This window comes from Bartonella sp. LJL80, from assembly GCF_054871565.1.
This window is the reverse complement of the sequence record NZ_JBTXLM010000001.1, coordinates 255,677-276,198: the sequence shown is the minus strand read 5'-3', so window position 1 is coordinate 276,198 and position 20,522 is coordinate 255,677. Positions and strand designations below refer to the sequence as shown.

Genomic DNA, 20,522 nt, shown 5'->3' with positions numbered 1-20,522 from the left:
AAGCGGGAATCAAAAGCCCCCGGATTGCCGGTTTTCGGCCTTTGTTTCACCAAATTTAAACGCCATAAGATAATCGTGAAAACGGGGTGTTCCCGTTCTGATATGGCTTCGAGCGTTTGATGTAACAAGAGTTTTCGCTTATGGCCGCCCGGTAAAATTGCCGGGCGTTTGGATTCAGGGATGAATAAATTATGCCGGGAATAGAACTAGCAAGTCCAGAATCAGTGGGTATCTGGAGCCTGTTCATGCAGGCCAACTGGGTTGTCAAGGCCGTTATGATAGGCTTGCTTCTGGCGTCGGTCTGGAGTTGGGCGATTATTGTCGACAAGATCATTTCTTTTGGTCGGGTTCGTCATGCTATGGCACGGTTTGAACAGGTTTTCTGGTCCGGCCAATCACTCGAGGAGCTTTATCGCAACCTTGACGATCGGCGTGTATCCGGTATGGGGGCTGTCTTTATGGCCGCTATGCGCGAATGGAAAAAATCCATCGAAAAAGGTGCGCGTTCTCCTATTGGTTTGCAAAGCCGTATTGATAAAGCCATGGACGTGGCTTTGGCGCGTGAAAGCGACAAGATGGAATCTCGCTTGGGATTTTTGGCAACCGTTGGTTCAGCAGCGCCATTCATCGGCCTGTTCGGAACTGTTGTCGGTATTATGAGTTCGTTTCAATCAATCGCCGCATCAAAAAATACGTCTCTTGCCGTGGTCGCTCCCGGTATTGCTGAAGCGTTGCTTGCCACGGCCATCGGCCTTCTTGCCGCTATCCCTGCAGTTATTGCCTATAATAAACTATCGGGCGATGCAGGCAAAATCACATCGAAGATGGAAGGTTTTGCAGATGAATTCTCGGCAATTCTCTCACGTCAGATTGACGAAAAACTGACATCGCGTCAGTCGGTCTGAGGAGACATCAGATGGGTATGGCAGTAGGCTCTTCAGGTGGTGGCTCAAGGCGGCGTGGACGCCGCAGTGGAGCGCGCCGCGCTTTGATGAGTGAAATCAACGTGACGCCATTTGTTGACGTGATGCTGGTTCTTCTGATCATTTTCATGGTGTCGGCGCCTTTGTTGGTCAATGGTGTGCCGCTTGACCTGCCGCAGACGCAAGCAGGCCCCGTCAATGCCGATACACAGCCTTTGACAGTTTCAATCGATAATGAGGGCAAACTGGCGGTCAATGAAGAATTCTATGCCACACCGGATGAGGTGATAGCCAAATTGAAAGCCGTTACCGCAACGGGCGGTGATGCTTCTAAACAGCGCATTTTTGTGCGCGGCGCAAAGACGATTGAATACCAGAAGATCCTTGATCTTCTAGCAACCATACAAAAAGCGGGCTTTACCAATGTTGCATTGGCAAGTCTGCCACAACAGTAAAATGGCGATATACTGATATCATGAAGGCAGGTCTGGCAACATCGGTAGCAGCGCACGTACTGGTTCTCGGATGGGGACTGGTCAGTCTTTCGTCGCCAGCAAATTTTAATGCTGAAATGACTGAAGCCTTACCGGTTTCCTTGGTGCCGATCGGTGAAGAAATGTCGGTAAAAAAAGGTGATCTGACAGCGCCCAAGGCAGAAAAACCCGCACCAAAACCCACAACCAAGCCGGTTGAAAAACCGGATGCTGAGCATGTCGGTGATGGCAAGGTGGATAATGAAGCGCCGCTAAAGCCAAAGGAAAAAGACCGTGATGTCGATGTGACACCGACACCCGCAGGTGACCCAAAGGCAAAACCGATGCTTGTGCCGCCAGCTAAAGTGACAGATAGCAAGCCGAATGAAACGCCAAAGCCTGATGATATGGTCAAGGTTGATGAACCTGCCAAACAGGAAGAAAGCGCAAAACCCGATAAAGCAGAGCCAAAGCCCGCGGAAACAGCCAACGCGAGAGAGCCGGCGGCTGAGCCGGCTAAAGACCCTATGCCGGTGCTACCTGAAAAAGCGCCTGTTCCGACTGCAAAGCCGAAACCTGTCGCTGCAAAACCTCCGGAAAAGCCAAAGGGTGAGGAAAGCGTTGATGATATTTTGGCAATGAATGAAAAAGCCTTGATTGACAAAACGCGTACATCGGGCGGTGGTGCGGCACGCTCAGAGGGACCGGCTGCGTTTGGTGGACAAAAGAATATTGGTAACAATCAGCAATTGATGCAAACCTTCGGCAATATAGTTGCGACTTGTATTAAAAGCCGGTTTGACGCAATAGCCATAGGCGGTGGTACTACGAGTGATCTAAAAATTCAGGCCCATTTCTTCCTGAATGTTGACGGAACGCTTGATGGCACGCCGGAGCTTTCTGCGACCGGCGGCGATAATCGTCAGCAAGAGATCGGTATCAATCAGGCGCGCGCAGCCATTGCAAAATGCTCACCCTATCCACTGCCTGCGGATAAGCATGGCATGTGGCGAGAAATCAATATGGTTTTCGATCCTTTGGGTGAAATGCGATGAATGATCAACGGCCTACACATGCTCCGGTTTTGAAACAATATCGCCTTGTGCATATGGGCATCATCGCAACCATTCTTTGCTATGGTTTTCCTTCTTATGCCAAGGTGAATACCCTATCAGCGGAACTTCTTGAACCACCGCGTAATCATCAGTTCCAAAGCGCGCTTATGGTCGTTGACGCAGCACAACAGGCGGACAAGAAAAAGACGCCCGCTGCTCACGAAAGCAAAGTCACTGATGATGGACGTGTCAGACTGTTCCAAATGTCTTTATCGTCTTGTTTACGCGCGAATTTTGAAAGATCTATCAAGGATGAAGATGTAGGCGCTATCAAAATTAGCGCGCATTTTTTCTTGAATGAAGACGGCACGGTAAAAGGAACGCCAGATGTTACCGCAGCTGATGGCAACAGGCTTCAACAGCAAAGCGGTATCGAAGCATTTAAGGCGGCAATTGCCAAGTGTTCACCTTTTCCGCTACCAGCCGATACAGACGAAAAGTGGCGTGAAATCGATATAGACTTTAATCCCTTTGCAGCAAAATAGTTATAAGCGGCAAATGGAATGATAAGAATTTATGAAAAGTTTACAGAAACAGGTTCAAAAAACAGATGACCGTGAAACCTAAGCTTAAATTACTGGTTGTTTTGGCCCTTGCTTGGATTGGAAACATCCTTCCGGCGCATGCGCAGCTGCAAGTGGATGTGACAGGCGGCAACTTCAATCCCATTCCTATTGCTGTCACGGATTTCTTGGCCGGTGACGATATGGGACAGAAGATTTCTTCGGTTATCGCAGCAGATCTGGAACGTTCCGGTTTGTTTGCACCGATCGATAAAGCGTCTTTTCTCGAACGGATATCTAATCCCGACGTCCAGCCACGCTTTAACGACTGGCAACAAATCGGTGCGCAAGGTTTGGCAACGGGCCGCGTTAATAAAGAGCCGGACGGTCGTCTGCGGGTGGAGTTCCGGTTGTGGGATGTATTTGGTGGCAAGCAACTTGAAGGCCGTCAATTCTATACCACCCCGCAAAGCTGGCGTCGTGTCGCCCACATCATAGCTGACGCGATCTATACAAAAATGACTGGTGAAAAAGGATATTTCGACACTCGTATCGTTTTCGTTGACGAAACCGGGCCTCGCAACGCCCGCGTCAAGCGTCTGGCAATCATGGACCAAGATGGTGCCAATCTGACCTATCTTTCGAACGGTCGTGAACTTGTTTTGACGCCGCGTTTTTCGCCGAGCAAGCAGGAAATCACTTATATGGCCTATGCGGGAAATAATGTTCCGCAGGTTTATCTGCAACAAATCGAAACGGGACAGCGTGAACTTGTAGGGACATTCCCAAACATGACTATTGCCCCGCGGTTTTCGCCTGATGGGCAGAAGGTCATCATGAGCCTGCTGCAAGACAATGGCAGTGCGAACCTTTACACGATGGATTTGCGTTCACGTGCAACAACACGCCTGACCACGACGACCGCCATTGATACATCTGCGTCTTTTTCTCCTGATGGCAGTCAAATCGTTTTCGAATCGGACCGTGGCGGCAAACCGCAAATCTACGTTATGAATGCCGACGGTAGCAATCAGCAGCGTATTTCCTTTGGTGATGGCAGCTATTCCACACCGGTGTGGTCGCCGCGTGGGGACTATATTGCGTTTACAAAACAATCGCAGGGGCAATTCTCGATCGGCGTTATCCGTCCCGATGGGCAGGGAGAGCGTTTGCTTACTTCCGGTTTTCACAATGAAGGGCCAACATGGGCACCGAATGGTCGAGTGATTATGTTTTTTCGACAGAATCAGGGGCAAGGGCCAAAAATTTATACAATCGACATTACCGGACGTAATGAACGCCAACTTCCCACGCCAAATGATGCGTCAGACCCGGCATGGTCACCCTTGCTTGACTGAGTTATAATCGCATTCAAGAAAAAGCGGCACTTGTGCCGCTTTTTTATTATCTATTTGTTCATCATGGGACAAAAATCGTATTTACCGCTTGTTTTAAGCGTTATTTCGCGGGTTTTGTCGTCTTTACGCCTTATTTATCCAGCATCCGGCAGACTATATATTCTGCATAAAAAATGATATGTAAGTAAAAATTAACCATGCGCGTTGAGAGCGTTTTAATCAAAATCGTTTAAAAGCTTTTTATGTCAACCGCTAACCTTAAGGAGTCTCGGCACATGGGCCGTATCCAAAAACTTGCTCGCAATCCGCTCGCCGTGGCACTTTTCCTTTCGCTGACCCTCGCAGGCTGCGCAAATAAAAATGGTCTGAACGATCCAAACGCACTCGGTCTTAACAATGCCAAGCCGGGTTCGCCGCAGGATTTCACCGTGAATGTCGGAGACCGTATTTTCTTTGATCTGGATTCCTCCAGCATTCGCGCCGATGCTCAGCAGACGCTAGCCCGTCAGGCCCAGTGGTTGCAACGTTATCCGCAATATACGATCACTGTTGAAGGTCATGCCGACGAACGTGGTACACGCGAATACAATATTGCGCTCGGTCAACGCCGTGCTGTTGCTGCCCGTGACTATCTGATTTCGCAGGGTGTTGCTGCCAATCGTATGAGAACAATCTCTTACGGTAAAGAACGTCCGGTGGCTGTCTGTGATGCCGCTTCGTGCTGGAACCAGAACCGCCGTTCAGTGACCGTTTTAAACAATGGTGCTGGCAGCTGATAGTCTCCAGCAATCCATGTGGAAACACATTGATTGCTGGTTGATATGCCGGTTTTGCATAAAAAAATTCGAAGCTTTTAGAGGCTAACAATTTTGTGCATGAATAAAGGTTGAAAAGCGGCCCTCAGGGGCCGCTTTTTTTTGCGACAAATTTATGCCGAAGTTGTGCATTAGACATGCCACTCAAGCGAAAATGCAAGGATATCGTCATGCATATGGGTAAAAGCACAAAATTGGTTACACGTTCATTTAAAACAACGTTGATGGCCACCGTCCTACTGCCAGCCCTGACATTGAGTGCGATGACGCCTGCTCATAGTGCATCAGGTGATCAAGGCGGCTCCGCTTTGCTGGGCGGTCTTTTTCCATTCGGCAAAAAGAAAGAGCCAGAAAGCCAAAATGTGCAACTGACACAAAGTCCGGATACGCGCGTAACAGACCTGCAACAACAGGTCCGTGAATTAACCGGCAAGGTGGAAGAATTGAATTTTATGGTCTTGCAAATGCAGGAACAGATTCGTCAATTACAGGCTGGATCGGGAGGAAGTGCAGGAGAACCTTCCAAACCCGCTGTACAGCCGCCAGCGGCTGTTGAAAATAACGGTCGGCAGGGTTTTCCTCCACCACCCAGCGACAACTCCCATTTGCCCGGAGTCGAGATTGGCAAACAAAGCAATGCTAACCAGACCGTGCCTTCCGAGGCACCAAAAGATCTAGGTTCTATCCGGTTTGATGAAAATGGTAACATCCTCAACGGAAATCTTAATCCGGATGCCATCCAGCCCACGCCGCAGGGAGGCAACGCGCTTGCCGATGTCCCGCAAACCGCGTCGGCTAAGGAACTTTATGACATCGGCTATCGGAACATATTGGCAGGTGATTATCGGGCCGCCGAGTCGGTATTCAGAGCATTTCAGGAACGTTATCCATCAGACCCGCTTATTGCGGATGCCAGCTTCTGGCTGGGTGAGGCGTTATTTGGACAAAACCGGTATCGTGAGGCCGCACAAGCTTATATCGATGTTCAGAGAAACTACAAGGACTCACCCCGCGGACCTGAAAACCTGTTGAAGCTTGGCATGAGCATGTCACATCTTGACGAACAAAAAGTCGCTTGCGCAACATTTGCTGAAGTGACAAAACGATACAAAACTGTTGAACCTGCAGTTTTAAAGCGTGTCAAGGACGAGCAAAGCCGTAACAAGTGTCAGTAGATTTTCAAACCAAGCTGTTTCAAGAATCCGATTTTTCAGACTGCGAGACGGTCATTGCCGCAGTATCAGGCGGTAGCGATTCAACGGCACTGTTGTTTTTATTGCGCGATCATCTAGCCAAAATTGACAATGCGCCCCGCTTGCTTGCGGTGACTGTCGACCATCGCCTACGTCCTGAATCTGCGGCTGAAGCGCAGAAAGTCGCCGCATTATGCGCCCGTCTTGGCATTCAGCATCAGACCGTGTGCTGGGCAGATGCCAAGCCGCAAACAGCACTCTCCCATCAGGCACGTATTGCACGCTATGGTCTGCTGTTTGCACAAGCCGAGAAAGTCGGTGCCACCGTTATAATGACCGGACATACGTTGAATGATCAGGCAGAGACCTATCAGATGCGGCTGCATCGTGGAAGCCGTAGGGGATTGGCTTGCATGCCGCGCGAATCTTTGCTCATGCGCAAAGTCCGGCTGATCCGACCATTGTTGGATGTGAAGAGAGAGCAATTACGCGAATATCTCAAGAGCCTTGATCAAGATTGGATCGATGATCCAAGCAATGACAATCTTGATTACGAGCGTGTTCGTGTTCGTAAAAGCCTTAATGACGAAGACATTGATATTATTCGAAAAAATATTGAAGAAGCTGCAACGGCAAGACGCCAACAGTCAAAGGCTTCGGCAGCACTTGTTGGCAAACTCGGCATTGTCATGTCGCATGCTTTGTGCACTGTAAGGCAGTCTTCGGTGGAGTCGACCCAGCATCCAGATTACTTCTTTACCTTTAGTACAATTGCAGCAATTGTCGGCGGAGCGTCGCATCTGGCAACCGACAGACAGGTGCAATATTTGCAGGAACAGTTGGAAAAGCCGCATGATTTCCTCTATCGCTTTACCTTGTTAGGGGCAGTTATCGAGAAAAACGGAAATACCATCCGTCTTTGGCGGGAGGCGCGAAACCAGACAGCTTCGGTCATTGCGCCAAGCGCAAGTGCAATATGGGATGGTCGTTATCGTATTGATAATCACGACAAACGGTCTATCAGAGTTTCCACGCCTTCGCTATGCGATATCAAAACGTCAGCAGCACTTGCCGGTATTGAAAGTCGAAATATCCATTTTCCTTCACTGCAAACGGCCTTGGCTATTTTTACACGAGATGGTGTTGATATTCCCGCATTAACCGGCAAGCTCGTATATGCCGAAAATATAAGCTGCCATCGGTTTATGCGGCCCTTTGGTTGGCTGGTTTCGTCTGATGATTATCCGCTTTATGATGCGCTGGGTTCGATTTTCGAGGCCTATATCCCGCCGCTTAAGCGGCAAATCCGAAAAAACCTGAACGAATCCGCATGAAAACGCTCCGCCATGCCTTGGCAATAGCAGGGCGAGCACATATGTTACATTTAAATTTGTCTGAGCAAGCGTAATTGACTGAATGGACCTAATATGAATCCGAATTATCGTTCCTTCATGGTATGGGGGATCATTGCACTACTGCTGATTACCTTATTTTCCCTTTTTAATGGTAACAGCCAGCAAGGTGGGACAGGTGAAATATCCTATTCCGACTTCCTTCAACGGGTGGATAATAGCGACATCAAAACCGTGACCATTCAAGGTCAGCGTTTGACCGGTGTGACAGCCGACAACAAAACGGTTTTGTCGTTTGCGCCCGACGACCCTGGTCTTGTCAAACGGCTGGAAGACAAAAATGTGAATGTTAAAGCGCAGCCGGAGAGTACCGGTAACAGCACTTTCATGAATCTGTTGTTTTCGCTTCTTCCCGTTGTCATTCTTATCGGTGTATGGATATTCTTCATGCGTCAGATGCAGGGTGGGTCGCGCGGTGCGATGGGCTTTGGAAAATCAAAGGCCAAGCTTTTGACAGAAGCCCATGGGCGCGTGACTTTTCAGGATGTCGCCGGCGTTGACGAAGCAAAACAGGATTTGCAGGAGATTGTCGAATTTCTGCGTGAGCCGCAGAAGTTCCAACGCCTTGGCGGACGTATACCGCGCGGTGTGCTTCTTGTAGGTCCTCCCGGAACTGGTAAGACCTTGCTTGCGCGATCTGTTGCCGGTGAGGCGAATGTTCCATTTTTCACCATATCGGGTTCTGACTTTGTCGAGATGTTTGTGGGTGTCGGCGCAAGTCGCGTCCGTGATATGTTCGAACAAGCCAAGAAGAACGCACCATGCATTATCTTTATCGACGAAATCGATGCTGTTGGGCGCCATCGCGGTGCAGGCATTGGCGGTGGCAATGACGAACGCGAGCAGACATTGAACCAGTTGCTGGTTGAAATGGATGGGTTTGAGCCCAATGAGAGTATTATTCTTATTGCAGCGACAAACCGTCCGGATGTTCTTGATCCGGCTTTGCTTCGTCCGGGCCGTTTCGACCGTCAGGTCGTCGTGCCAAATCCTGATGTTGCTGGCAGAGAGCAGATTCTCAAAGTGCATGTGCGCAATGTTCCGTTGGCACCGAATGTTGATCTTAAGGTTATGGCCCGCGGTACTCCCGGCTTTTCAGGTGCTGATCTGATGAATCTTGTCAACGAGGCGGCCTTAATGGCAGCGCGCCGCGACAAGCGTTTAGTGACGATGCAGGAATTTGAAGACGCCAAGGATAAGGTGATGATGGGTGCGGAAAGGCGCTCGACCGCCATGACGCAGGCTGAAAAAGAATTGACGGCCTATCACGAATCCGGTCACGCGATTATTGCAATCAATGTGCCTGCCGCCGATCCTGTCCATAAAGCGACAATTGTTCCGCGCGGACGCGCCCTTGGAATGGTTATGCAGTTACCCGAGGGTGACCGCTATTCAATGAGTTATCGTTGGATGATTTCCCGTCTGGCAATCATGATGGGTGGACGCGTTGCCGAGGAATTGAAGTTTGGCAAAGAAAACATCACATCCGGCGCATCTTCCGATATTGAACAAGCAACAAAGCTTGCTCGTGCCATGGTGACACGTTGGGGTTTCTCAGATGCTCTTGGTAACGTCGCTTATGGCGATAACCAGGACGATATGTATATGGGCCATGGCGGTGGGCGCGGTCAGGTCGTTTCTGAAGAAACAGCGAAAGTGATCGATTCCGAGGTTCGTCGGTTGATTGATGAAGCTTATGCGACAGCAACAAAAATTCTGACTACAAAGAAAAAGCAATGGATTGCTTTGGCCGAAGGGTTGCTGGAATATGAAACTTTATCAGGTGCCGAGATTCAGGAAGTGATTGAGGGTAAGCCGCCATCACGTGATATGGGGAATGATTCACCCAATGCGCGGGCATCGAGCGTTCCAAAAACCGGTAAAGCCAGTGCAAAGCCAAAGGCCGCACCAAAAAAGACGCGCAGCGTTAAGGCAAAGGCGGATGAAAAGAAGTCGTCCAAGGATGAGCCTCAGTCAGATGCATGAATACAGTTAAAAAACAAATCAAAGCGGTCCAGATTACTGGGCCGCTTTTTTACATATAGCTATCTCACTCACGCATTAACCTTGAGCGATAATAAAACCGGCAAGTAACAGCTTTTGTGGACTTGATCTTGGTTTCCGGCTTTATAATTGCTAAGTGGACGAAGACAAAATGATAACCAATGCCTGCTGGGGGCACTGACAGCAGAAGGAAGTTGAGTATGGCGCGTAAATATTTCGGAACAGACGGAATTCGCGGAAAAGCCAATGCGTTCCCCATGACTGCGGAAATCGCGATGAAAGTTGGCATGGCGGTCGGCATCCTGTTTGGCGGCAAGGGTAGACGTGGTCGGGTTGTTATCGGCAAGGACACGCGCCTTTCTGGATATATGTTGGAAAATGCAATGGTTGCCGGTTTCACAGCGGCAGGCATGGAGGTCTTTCTCCTGGGGCCTATTCCAACACCGGCGGTTGCCATGTTATGCCGCTCACTACGTGCCGATGTCGGCGTCATGATTTCCGCTTCACATAATCCATTTTATGACAATGGTATAAAATTATTTGGTCCCGATGGCTTTAAGCTTTCCGACGATATCGAGCTACAGATCGAGAAATTGATCGAGACGGATATGACAGAGGAGCTTGCCAGCCAGTCTGAGGTTGGCAGGGCAAAGCGTGTCGAAGGCGATATCTATCGTTATATTGAATTTGCAAAAAGAACATTGCCACGCGATGTAAGGCTGGACAATATGCGGATTGTTGTCGATTGCGCAAATGGTGCCGCCTATAAAGCAGCCCCTTTAGCGCTTTGGGAACTGGGTGCTGAAGTCATCACCATTAATGACAAGCCAAATGGTACCAATATCAACGAAGATTGTGGGTCGACACATCCGGTTTCCTTGATGCGCAAGGTGCATGAGGTGCGCGCCGATGCTGGTATCGCGCTTGATGGTGACGGAGATCGCGTCTTGATGGTTGATGAAACTGGTACGGTTATTGATGGCGACCAGCTGATGGCAGTTATCGCCGAGCAATGGCATGAAAGTGGTTTGCTGCGCGGAGGTGGCATCGTGGCGACCGTTATGTCCAATCTCGGACTTGAGCGGTTTCTGGCAACAAAAGGGCTAACTATGGCCCGTACCAAGGTTGGCGACCGTTACGTTGTTGAGCACATGCGCCAACATGGTTTCAACGTCGGCGGCGAGCAATCGGGACACATCGTGATGTCGGATTACGGGACGACGGGTGACGGATTGGTATCGGCATTGCAAATTCTTGGCTGCGCGAAAGAAACACGCTTACCGATGAGCCAACTATGCCATCGGTTTGATCCGGTTCCGCAAATATTGAAAAATGTCCGTATTTCTGGTGGTAAACCGCTGGAAGACAAGCATGTAAAAGACGTCATCAAAACCGCCGAGAAACGCCTAGAGAAAATTGGCCGTTTGGTTATCCGGCCCTCCGGTACAGAACCGCTTATCCGCGTTATGGCAGAGGGTGATGATCAACGGCTGATAGAGACGCTCGTAGACGAGATCATTGATGCGATCGTGACAGTCCGTAACGCTGTCTAAAATACACAGAATAAAATTGAATTCTAAGGCAACCTCACAAGGTTGCCTTTTCTATTTTATCGGAAATTTTTCGTTAATGAATATGGTTAAGCGTGTCTTAACCATTCACGTTTACAAAGCCTGATAAGACGAATAGGCGGATTTCGCTTTTTTCTATGAGGCTATTATGAAATATCGGGCAGGACTGTTCTTGGCAGTGCTTTTGGCAACGAGCAATCTGGCATCGGCCGCAGACATCGATTTGGACAAAGTGCCCGAAGTTGCTATCGCTACTGAGAGTAAACCGGTCTATTTCAAAGCCTATACGGGCTTGGCCATAGCGGATATCTCTGGGCTGGGTCATCTTGGCGGCAATTATCTGGATCCCGATGCATATTGGAAAAACAAAGGCGATATGGACAAAGCCTTTCTCGGCGGTGTTGGATTAGGCTACCGTGTTAACGATCTTTTCCGGTTTGACGGTACGATTGAGTATCGGGCAAAAAACAGCGTAACCGGTCGGGATGTCACCGCGCTTGATACGCGTAAATATGATGGCGATGTATCGTCCCTCGTTATTATGGGAAATGCCTATGTGGATATCGCTACATTCCGTAATATCACGCCCTATCTTGGTGCCGGTCTTGGTGCTTCAGGCAATCGGGCAAAGGATTTTCGTGTAAGCGCGCAACGACTTGACCTTAAGGCATCATCTAATACCAATTGGGATCTTGCCTGGGCGCTCCATGCCGGCGTGGGCGTGAAGTTGAGCAAAACACTTACGCTCGACATCGGGTATAGTTACACTGATCTTGGTGATGCAAAAACAGGAACTTTTGATGATGCGGGAAGCATCAAACTGGATCATCTGACCTCACACGATGTCAAGATTGGTATCCGCTATGCTTTTCGCTGATTGCCCCTAAGCTTTCAATCGCTTTTTTAGCAATAAAAAGCCGGCTATCCGCATCGGGATACCGGCTTTCCATGATGACGCAAGAAGATAACCTGTTACTATGCTTCGCGAAACCGATATTTCGGCATTCCAGCAACGACATTATTGCTTGTCGTTTTTGTCTTTATTCCAAAGCATTATTGCTGCCAATCCGATAAGCGGTACCGCGATGCCAAGGATCTTCTTGTTGCCCAACAACGCTGGTATGGCTGCGACAGCGGAAGCTGCCATGAGATTGCTACGCTCCTCTTGCATCTGTTTCTCATAAATCTTTTGTCGTTTGGCCGAGATAGAACGACCGATGAGGAAAGCCAGAAGAGCTACGATAATCCAGAAGGCAAAAATTATAGCCGCCGACCAGATAGGACTCATGATCCACGTAAGCGCAATAAAAGCGATCACACACAGGAACAGAAGCGCCATAAACACCGCGAAACCCACTAACGCATAGCTGATAGCCTGATCACGCGTGCGCTTGACCGCCGTTTTGACACTACCGCTGGCGATGCCGCCTAGAAGCGGCGCGAGAAGCCGCAACATAGCTTAGCGCCGTACGAGCATAGCAAGTACAAAACCGATACCGGCTGCAACAGCCAAACTTGTGGCTGGTTTGTTGCGCACACATTCACCGAGCTGATGTTCCATATCGTTGAATTTTTCTTTAGCCTGCGAAACCGCTTCCTGGCTGTTTTCTTTTGCGGACGCATAAAGCTGCTCTGCTTTTCCCTTAGCCTGATTCAGTTTTTCTGAGCCAACCTCGCCCAATGTCGCTGTGAGTTGAGACAATTCTTTGCGCAATTGTTCTACTTGTGCTTGCAGATCTTTTTCGGCTGGTGTTGCATTTTCTTTTGCCATCATCATGACTCCCTGCTTTTCGTTAAAGCGTGTTGGGACGACTTGCCCCACACATAACTATAACATTAAGATAGGGAGATAGGTTCCAATTTCCAATTTTTTTATTCAAATTGGCGATCACAACGTCGAGACACGATGTGTTCAACCCTTAACGGCGGAGGATTTTTCGGTGGTCATGCAAGATAAGCGCGCCTTTTTAGCGCAACTTTTCAAAATAGCGGTCGATGCCGCGAATCCCGAACTCGCTATGAAAAAGTTTTTGCCAATGAAACCAAAAGGCAGAACAATCGTGGTCGGCGCCGGAAAAGGTGCGGCGCAAATGGCAGCGGCATTGGAAAGGCTTTGGACCGAGGCCGGATATGGACATCTGGAAGGTGCTGTGGTGACGCGTTATGGTTATGGAGCGGAAACACGTTATATCGAAGTCTTGGAAGCATCGCATCCTGTCCCTGACGAAAATGGAATGAAAGGCGCAGCGCGTTTGATGCAGTTGGTCAACGGATTAACGGAGGATGATCTCGTGATCGCCTTAGTCTGTGGCGGTGGCTCAGCGCTCCTGCCGGCACCGCTTGCGGGCATGACGCTTGCAGACGAGATAGCGGTTAATGAAGCGCTGCTTAAAAGTGGTGCGCCAATAGGTGCGATGAATACGATCAGGAAACATCTGTCATCGATCAAGGGTGGGCGCCTGGCTGCGATGGCAGCACCGGCTCGGGTCATAAGCTTTATCGTTTCGGATATACCCGGCGATATCGCGTCGCAGGTGGCATCCGGCCCGACGGTCCCCGACATGTCAAGCAGACATGATGCGCTTCAACTCATAGCGCAATATAATGTTGTTTTACCCCGAAGCGTTATGGAGATTTTGCGCAGCCCGAACGCGGATGCTCCGTCATGTGACAACGAAGAGTTCAAAAACAACAAAGCCTACATTATTGCATCAGCGTCACAATCACTGAACGCGGCCGCAGAATATGCACGCCAATATGGCATCGGTGCCTATATCCTGTCAGATGCGATTGAAGGCGAGGCGAAGGATATCGGCATGATGCATGCGGCGATAGCGCGCAATATAGCATTGAACGATCAACCGTTTAAAAAGCCTGTCGTTGTCCTATCCGGCGGCGAAACTTCTGTAACCATGGGAAAATCAGGTGGCAAAGGTGGGCGCAATAGTGAATTCTTACTAGCTTTCGCCATGCTGATTAAGGGCGAAAACAAGATCACGGCGCTTGCCGCCGATACGGATGGTATCGACGGATCAGAAGATAATGCGGGGGCTTTTTGCGATGGTAATACATACTACCAAATGAAAGAGAATGGTTGTGACCCGACAAGTATGCTCGCCAATCATAATGCGTGGACAGCTTTTGATAAGGTGGGTTCAATCTTCATGACGGGCCCGACGGGAACGAATGTCAATGATTTCCGGGCCATATTGATTGATATGTGAAAGTTAGGCACACAACCGGACTAAAAAAGTGGTCAGTCGGTTACAGAAATATGGGAAATCAACCAGACAGGATAAGAAAATAAAACGCTTTTTTAAAACATGACTTGATTTCTCATGTTAATCTTGCTTAAACAAAGCCGAATAAAATCTGACAGTTTGGAAGGCAAAACAGCATGGTACGACTTTCAAAGAAAATCGCGGCTTCGGCAGCAATGTTTTTGATGACGGGTCAATGGGTCATGGCCCAATCGGCTGTTTCCCAAGCAATAGAAAACGGTGCAGCGCCGATTGGGGATGCGGCTACTACGTTGGCTCCGACGGCACAAGCGGCTGGATCCGTTGCCCAAACCGCGCCAACTGCGGCGCAGCAGGTTCTTGCTTCCATCCCACATGATCTTTCACCAATGGGAATGTTTTTAGCGGCCGACTGGGTTGTTAAAGCTGTCATGATCGGCCTTGCGCTTGCGTCTGTCGCGACGTGGACAATATGGATTGTGAAAACGATTGAGATTTCATCGGCAAAACGGCAGGCCCGTAATGCATTGCGTGCCGTTAGTCAGGCTGGAAGCCTTTCGGAGCTTTCGTCAGCTATGAAAGGGCAGAAGGGCATTGGCCCACTTCTTGTTATCGCTGCGGAAAATGAAGTGCAGTCATCCATAGCAGCCGTGGATGCCGCTGGCGCCGATGGTTTGAAGGAAAGACTAAGTTCGGTACTTTCGCGTATGGTTTCTGCAGCTGGCCGCCGCATGTCTATCGGTACCGGGCCGCTTGCAACAATCGGTGCCATCGGGCCGTTTGTTGGTCTTTTCGGGACGGTTTGGGGGATTATGAATTCTTTTATCGGTATATCGCAAGCACAAACGACCAATCTTGCGGTTGTCGCTCCCGGTATTGCCGAGGCGTTGCTGGCAACAGCTATTGGTCTTGTTGCGGCGATTCCTGCCGTTGTCATTTATAATATTTTTGCTCGCTCAATTACGGGATATCGTCAACAATTGGTTGATGTGTCGGCCGGTGTTGAACGTCTTGTCAGTCGCGACCTTGATTTTCGTAAAGCTGGCCGCAAGGCAACATCTCACCCTAATCTATCGATCGCTGCGGAGTAAGGCAGATGGCTGTAAAGCTGGGTGATCTTGATAATGATGAGCTCGACGTCAACCATGACATCAACGTCACGCCTTTTATTGACGTGATTCTGGTTTTGCTGATTATTTTCATGGTTGCAGCGCCTCTGGCGACGAGCGACATACCGGTGCAATTGCCGACAGCGGCGGCACCAGCCCAGCCAAGGCCTGACAAACCGGTCTATGTAACGTTGCAGAAGGATCAGTCGCTTTATGTTGGTGAAGAGCGTGCATCTTTGGATAACCTTAAGCCTGTGCTGGATCGTCTGACGCAAAACAATCCAGAAGCCAAAATTTTCATCCGCGGTGATGAAGGTGTGGAGTATGGTGGTTTGATGAACCTACTCAACGCATTGCACGCCTCCGGTTATTTGAAAATAGGATTGGTAGGTTTGGAAAAAACCGGCGTCGCGCAATAGGCATACGGTTTAAATCTCGCGGTGTGTTGGACAAGTTCCATTTTCCGGTTATAGAATTGAACCGGTTCTAATATGGAGTTTGCCTGAATATGCCGCGCAATAAAAAATTCGAAGGCGACATGACAGATGTCGGCCAGATGCGCACACCGCCCTTTGTCAAATTGCCCGATATCAATACGTTGTTTGAAGGGCGAAAGAGCCGTTTTGAACGCCTGTCTGCCACTAGTCCGGTTAAAGACTATATCGATTTCCTCGCTTTGTTTACAAACGCGCAGCACGCGACATGTGAGCGTTTTTCGGCATTAGAACTGCCGGTGACCGATGCAGAAAAGGCTGCGTCCTTCAAAATGCCACCTTTGGATCGGCTAACGCTGATAGCATCTCCCGCTTTTGGTGAACTTGCCGATGACTTTTTCAAAAATCTACGCGAGGCTGGTCTTTCCGGACAAAGTTTGCTTGCTTTGGATGATATGTCTGCGAATCGCAGTGAATGGGCAAGCTGGGCATCTAACGTGATTTTGGGAAAACTTCCCGAACAAAAGCTTGCGCAGCACATCTATATTACAGGCGTGCTACAGATTATCTTGACGCTTGCTGCATCGCGCATTGATGCAAAAAAGCTGCAGCCGATTGAGGGCAACCTCTGTCCGGCCTGCGGCGGTACCCATTCTGCCTCAATGGTTGTTGGCTGGCCATCATCTGAGGGAACACGGTTTTGCTCTTGTCTCTATTGTGGTTCGCTGTGGCACTTTGTTCGGATAAAATGTACATTTTGCGAAGAAACCGGCGGTATCGGTTATCGCGAAATTGAAGGTGGCCCAGGAACCATATTGGCAGAAACCTGTCAAAGCTGCGGCAAATACTGCAAACAGATGAACCACCAAAAGGATTCATCATTTGACGTTTTTGCGGATGACATAGGGTCACTTGCGCTCGATCTTATGATGAAGCAAGATGGTTTTTTCAAAAGAGGTACGTTTAATCCGTTCTTGGCAGGCTATTAATGGCTAATGACTTCTCCTCACTTCCGCCCGTCAATGATATCCTTCGCGAAAAGGCAGCGCGTGAAGCAGAGCTTACATTCGGACGGGTCGCTACAGTCGATGCTATACGGGCCACACTGGCTGACGAACGCTTGCTGATTAAAGCGGGTTGTTTAGCCCGCGATGGCAATATATTGGCTACGATAGCATTGGAACGGTTGCAGGCGGATTCGGTGTCATCACTGAGAGCTGTTTTTAATTTAACCGGAACAATTCTTCATACCAATCTGGGTCGTGCACAATTACCTGAGGCGGCAATCGTGGCTGCAACAAGTGCTATGCGACATGCTGTTTCCCTGGAGTATGATCTAGAAATTGGCGAGCGTGGTGAACGCGATGATCATTTGAGGGAGCTCGTCTGCGAATTGACCGGTGCAGAAGATGCGACATTGGTCAATAATAACGCAGCTGCAATTTTCCTCGTTTTAAACACGCTGGCAGGCAAAGATGGCCCCACGATTATTTCGCGGGGAGAGCTGATCGAGATCGGCGGTTCTTTCCGTATGCCTGATATTATGGAAAGTGCTGGTTGCCGCCTGGTAGAAGTTGGAACGACCAACCGCACGCATATGCGCGATTATGAAAAAGCTATCAGTGACGACACAGCTCTGCTTCTCAAGGTTCATACATCCAATTACAGGATTGATGGCTTTTCCAGTTCTGTTTCGACCAAAGACATCGCAAATGTAGCGCATCAAGCAGGCCTGCCATTGGCTGAAGATTTGGGCTCGGGAACATTGGTGGATCTTGCTGATTATGGTCTTCCTCACGAACCAACCGTTCAAGACGCCATAAAAGCGGGTGCTGATATTGTTACTTTTTCCGGAGACAAGCTTCTAGGCGGGCCACAAGCCGGTTTTATCGTTGGAAAGGCCGATCTGATCGCTGCTATCAATAAGAACCCGATAAAGCGAAGTTTGCGGGTTGATAAAATCCGCTTGGCAGCTCTTGAAGCAGTGTTGAGGCTTTACCGCAACGAAGAAAGGCGCAACCGCACGATACCGACATTACGGTATTTGGCGCGTAAACAAACCGACATCGCACATCAGGCCAATGAACTGTGTGACAAGGTTAAGCCGTTTTTTGCTCCCCATTATCATGTGGAAGTTTGTACATGTTTTAGTCAGGTCGGTTCAGGAGCGATGCCATCGCAAACCCTTCCAAGCTCCAGTCTTGCGATAAGCAGTGCTCATGCCGATCATTCGCTGACCGTTTTAGCACATCGCATGCGTCAATTGCCGATTCCAGTGATCGGACGCATGCGTGACAACAGGTTGCTGCTTGATTTGCGTTGTTTGGATGATGGCGATCAGTTTGTTGCCAATCTTGATAGTCTATCGTCATGATTATCGGGACAGCAGGACATATCGACCACGGAAAGACAACGCTTATCCGCGCGTTGACAGGCGTCGATACTGACCGTCTACCACAGGAAAAACAGCGTGGCATTACGATCGAGCTCGGATTTGCCTATCAAACTTTGGCAAACGGGCAGCGGATTGGCTTTGTAGACGTACCCGGGCATGAAAAGCTTATTCACACCATGCTGACCGGTGTGGGAAGTATTGACTATGTGATGTTGGTTGTTGCTGCCGATGACGGCATCATGCCACAGACCCGCGAGCATTTCGACATTCTCAAACTTTCCGTTATCCGTCATGGTGTTATCGTTATCACGCGTTGCGATACCGTGGATACGCACCGTTTGGATATGCTTGAACTGGAATTGCAGCAATTTGCATCCGGCTCATTTCTTGCGAATGCGCCGATATTGCGTGTTTCAGCAATTACCGGAGAGGGTGTTGCCACCTTGCGGCAAGTGATAGAACAGGCTGCACTGGCTCATGGTCAACGCCCTTCACATGGGCGTTTTCGCCATGCCATAGATCGCTGTTTCAGCTTAGCGGGAGCGGGAACCATTGTAACCGGCAGTGTTATGTCGGGAAGTGCGGCGCGAAACGATATGTTGATTGTGGCGCCGCATCACTTTCCAGCGCGTTTGCGCTCCATCCATGTGCAGGACGAAGAAGCACAAAGCACGACAACCGGCGATCGCGCAGCGCTGAATATAGTTGGCGATCAAATAACAAAAGACGCTATCAAGCGCGGTATGATGGTTATCGATCCGTTCCTGGATCATCCTACCCAGCGTTTTGATGCCCGTATCACCATATTGCCAACGGAAACAAAGCCGCTCGGCCAATGGTTTCCAGTGCGGCTTCACCATGGCGCACAAGACATGAATGCCAGACTGGTGTTGTTGGAAAATGAGACTATGAATGCCGGTGACAATGCGTTTGTGCAAGTTATAACCGAGCGTCCTCTCATTGCGGTCACAGGCGACCGGTTGATTATTCGCGATACTTCGGCCAGCCGCACCCTTGGTGGCGGAACGATTTTGGATCCTTATGCGCCTGAAAGACGCAGGCGTCGGCCAGAACGATTGCTGTTTTTGCAGGCCATGGAACTGACGAACCATCGTGCCGCACTTTCAGCGCTTCTTTCTATACCTCCCTATGGTATTGATTGGGCATATTTTTGCCTCGCCCGCAACCTGACTGAGGCCGAGGCAGACCAAGTGCTTGGTCAACAATTTGCCATTCTGGGAAATGGTCGCGAACGCTTCGTCATGGCCGTTGACCAGCGTGAGAGCTTGCGGCAAGCCATTATTTCTTACCTTGAAGACTTTCATGAAACCGAACCTGATCTTTTCGGGGTTGGGTTGGAGAAGCTGCGTCGTGAAGTTGCCCGCGATATCCGCACACCTGCATTTCGTGATTTGCTACAGGGGGAGATTGATGAAGGCCGGCTGAAAATCCGTGGGGCATGGATCGGCCTTGCCGCGCATGAAGCAAGACTATCACCTGCAGACGAGTGCATTTGGACAGATGTCTACACGGTTCTGAAGGGTGATGAACGTTTTCGTCCTCCACGAACCCGAGATTTTGCTCTGCTGCTTTCGGTTGAAGAAACGCATATGCGCCAAATCCTCAAATCAGTGGCGCGGATGGGGCGTGTCTATGAAATTGCACGGGACTATTATTTCCCGCGTGAGGTCTTAGCGGAAATCATCTCGATCATGCGTGAAATCGCTTTTTGTCAAGAAAAAGGCGAATTCGTTGCCGCTGATTTGCGGGATCGTTTGGACAATGGTCGTAAGGTCGCGATATTGCTTTTGGAATTTTTTGATCGCCACGGTGTTACAATCCGCAAAGGCGATATACGCCGCTTGAATCCTCATCGTCTTGATCTTTTCAGCGATCAGAGTTTTTCCGATTTATCCGATGGCATTGATCGCTGATGAGAGCAAATTTTCTTGGCCGGTAGACAAGCGATTGAGATTAT

At 49.4% G+C, this 20,522-nt stretch carries 19 protein-coding genes; 17 read left to right on the top strand and 2 right to left on the bottom strand.

The window, feature by feature from the left end; genetic code table 11:
• Nucleotides 1-191 precede the first annotated feature (191 nt).
• The 11 genes from tolQ (at nucleotide 192) to ACYSNS_RS01135 (ending at nucleotide 12,244) form a co-directional block, all read left to right on the top strand.
• Complete coding sequence (gene tolQ / locus ACYSNS_RS01185; protein WP_461721298.1) at nucleotides 192-905, top strand: protein TolQ; 714 nt, start codon at nucleotides 192-194, stop codon at nucleotides 903-905.
• A gap of 11 nt (nucleotides 906-916) precedes the next feature.
• Nucleotides 917-1,378, top strand: coding sequence for a protein TolR (gene tolR, locus ACYSNS_RS01180; RefSeq protein WP_461721297.1), 462 nt, complete (start codon nucleotides 917-919; stop codon nucleotides 1,376-1,378).
• A 20-nt stretch (nucleotides 1,379-1,398) separates the two neighbouring features.
• On the top strand, nucleotides 1,399-2,451 hold the full coding sequence (locus ACYSNS_RS01175; protein ID WP_461721296.1) for a cell envelope integrity TolA family protein: 1,053 nt from the start codon (nucleotides 1,399-1,401) through the stop codon (nucleotides 2,449-2,451).
• Nucleotides 2,448-2,996 carry a cell envelope integrity TolA family protein gene (locus tag ACYSNS_RS01170; protein WP_461721295.1) on the top strand — a complete coding sequence of 183 codons (549 nt, stop codon included), beginning with the start codon at nucleotides 2,448-2,450 and terminating at the stop codon, nucleotides 2,994-2,996. The genes ACYSNS_RS01175 and ACYSNS_RS01170 overlap by 4 nt, the downstream gene beginning before the upstream one ends.
• 65 nt (nucleotides 2,997-3,061) lie before the next feature.
• A complete protein-coding gene (gene tolB, locus ACYSNS_RS01165) occupies nucleotides 3,062-4,372 on the top strand; it encodes a Tol-Pal system beta propeller repeat protein TolB (protein ID WP_461721294.1) in 1,311 nt (436 codons plus the stop codon).
• Between the two features lie 242 nt (nucleotides 4,373-4,614).
• Nucleotides 4,615-5,148 (top strand): peptidoglycan-associated lipoprotein Pal, encoded by a 534-nt coding sequence (gene pal / locus ACYSNS_RS01160; RefSeq protein ID WP_461721293.1) that lies wholly within the window; start codon nucleotides 4,615-4,617, stop codon nucleotides 5,146-5,148.
• A gap of 209 nt (nucleotides 5,149-5,357) precedes the next feature.
• Complete coding sequence (gene ybgF, locus ACYSNS_RS01155) at nucleotides 5,358-6,362, top strand: tol-pal system protein YbgF (protein ID WP_461721292.1); 1,005 nt, start codon at nucleotides 5,358-5,360, stop codon at nucleotides 6,360-6,362.
• Nucleotides 6,353-7,714: a tRNA lysidine(34) synthetase TilS gene (gene tilS / locus ACYSNS_RS01150; protein ID WP_461721291.1), complete on the top strand. Its 1,362-nt coding sequence runs from the start codon at nucleotides 6,353-6,355 to the stop codon at nucleotides 7,712-7,714. Before ybgF ends, tilS begins: the two co-directional genes overlap by 10 nt.
• Before the next feature lie 93 nt (nucleotides 7,715-7,807).
• Nucleotides 7,808-9,778 carry an ATP-dependent zinc metalloprotease FtsH gene (gene ftsH, locus ACYSNS_RS01145; protein WP_461721290.1) on the top strand — a complete coding sequence of 657 codons (1,971 nt, stop codon included), beginning with the start codon at nucleotides 7,808-7,810 and terminating at the stop codon, nucleotides 9,776-9,778.
• Nucleotides 9,779-9,996: 218 nt separating this feature from the next.
• A complete protein-coding gene (glmM, locus tag ACYSNS_RS01140) occupies nucleotides 9,997-11,349 on the top strand; it encodes a phosphoglucosamine mutase (RefSeq protein ID WP_461721289.1) in 1,353 nt (450 codons plus the stop codon).
• 166 nt (nucleotides 11,350-11,515) lie between these two features.
• A complete protein-coding gene (locus ACYSNS_RS01135) occupies nucleotides 11,516-12,244 on the top strand; it encodes an outer membrane protein (RefSeq protein WP_461721288.1) in 729 nt (242 codons plus the stop codon).
• Between the two features lie 141 nt (nucleotides 12,245-12,385).
• On the opposite strand, the gene ACYSNS_RS01130 is transcribed toward ACYSNS_RS01135, so the two are convergent.
• Both ACYSNS_RS01130 and ACYSNS_RS01125 read right to left on the bottom strand, forming a co-directional pair.
• A complete protein-coding gene (locus ACYSNS_RS01130) occupies nucleotides 12,386-12,823 on the bottom strand; it encodes a phage holin family protein (protein ID WP_461721287.1) in 438 nt (145 codons plus the stop codon).
• Between the two features lie 3 nt (nucleotides 12,824-12,826).
• Nucleotides 12,827-13,144, bottom strand: a complete 318-nt coding sequence (locus ACYSNS_RS01125) for an ElaB/YgaM/YqjD family protein (protein WP_461721286.1) — start codon at nucleotides 13,142-13,144, stop codon at nucleotides 12,827-12,829.
• Nucleotides 13,145-13,313: 169 nt separating this feature from the next.
• Between ACYSNS_RS01125 and ACYSNS_RS01120 the strand changes: the two genes are divergently transcribed.
• The 6 genes from ACYSNS_RS01120 to selB all read left to right on the top strand — a co-directional run bounded on the left by ACYSNS_RS01120 (nucleotide 13,314) and on the right by selB (nucleotide 20,478).
• On the top strand, nucleotides 13,314-14,591 hold the full coding sequence (locus ACYSNS_RS01120) for a glycerate kinase type-2 family protein (RefSeq protein WP_461721285.1): 1,278 nt from the start codon (nucleotides 13,314-13,316) through the stop codon (nucleotides 14,589-14,591).
• Nucleotides 14,592-14,764: 173 nt separating this feature from the next.
• Nucleotides 14,765-15,697, top strand: coding sequence for a tonB-system energizer ExbB (exbB, locus tag ACYSNS_RS01115; RefSeq protein WP_461721284.1), 933 nt, complete (start codon nucleotides 14,765-14,767; stop codon nucleotides 15,695-15,697).
• Nucleotides 15,698-15,702: 5 nt separating this feature from the next.
• Complete coding sequence (exbD, locus tag ACYSNS_RS01110) at nucleotides 15,703-16,134, top strand: TonB system transport protein ExbD (RefSeq protein WP_461721283.1); 432 nt, start codon at nucleotides 15,703-15,705, stop codon at nucleotides 16,132-16,134.
• An 89-nt stretch (nucleotides 16,135-16,223) separates the two neighbouring features.
• The gene (gene fdhE, locus ACYSNS_RS01105; protein WP_461721282.1) at nucleotides 16,224-17,138 is read left to right on the top strand and encodes a formate dehydrogenase accessory protein FdhE; all 915 of its coding nucleotides are present in this window, start codon (nucleotides 16,224-16,226) and stop codon (nucleotides 17,136-17,138) included.
• Nucleotides 17,138-18,523: an L-seryl-tRNA(Sec) selenium transferase gene (gene selA / locus ACYSNS_RS01100; RefSeq protein WP_461721281.1), complete on the top strand. Its 1,386-nt coding sequence runs from the start codon at nucleotides 17,138-17,140 to the stop codon at nucleotides 18,521-18,523. The genes fdhE and selA overlap by 1 nt, the downstream gene beginning before the upstream one ends.
• Complete coding sequence (selB, locus tag ACYSNS_RS01095; protein WP_461721280.1) at nucleotides 18,520-20,478, top strand: selenocysteine-specific translation elongation factor; 1,959 nt, start codon at nucleotides 18,520-18,522, stop codon at nucleotides 20,476-20,478. The genes selA and selB overlap by 4 nt, the downstream gene beginning before the upstream one ends.
• The last annotated feature ends 44 nt before the right edge of the window (nucleotides 20,479-20,522 follow it).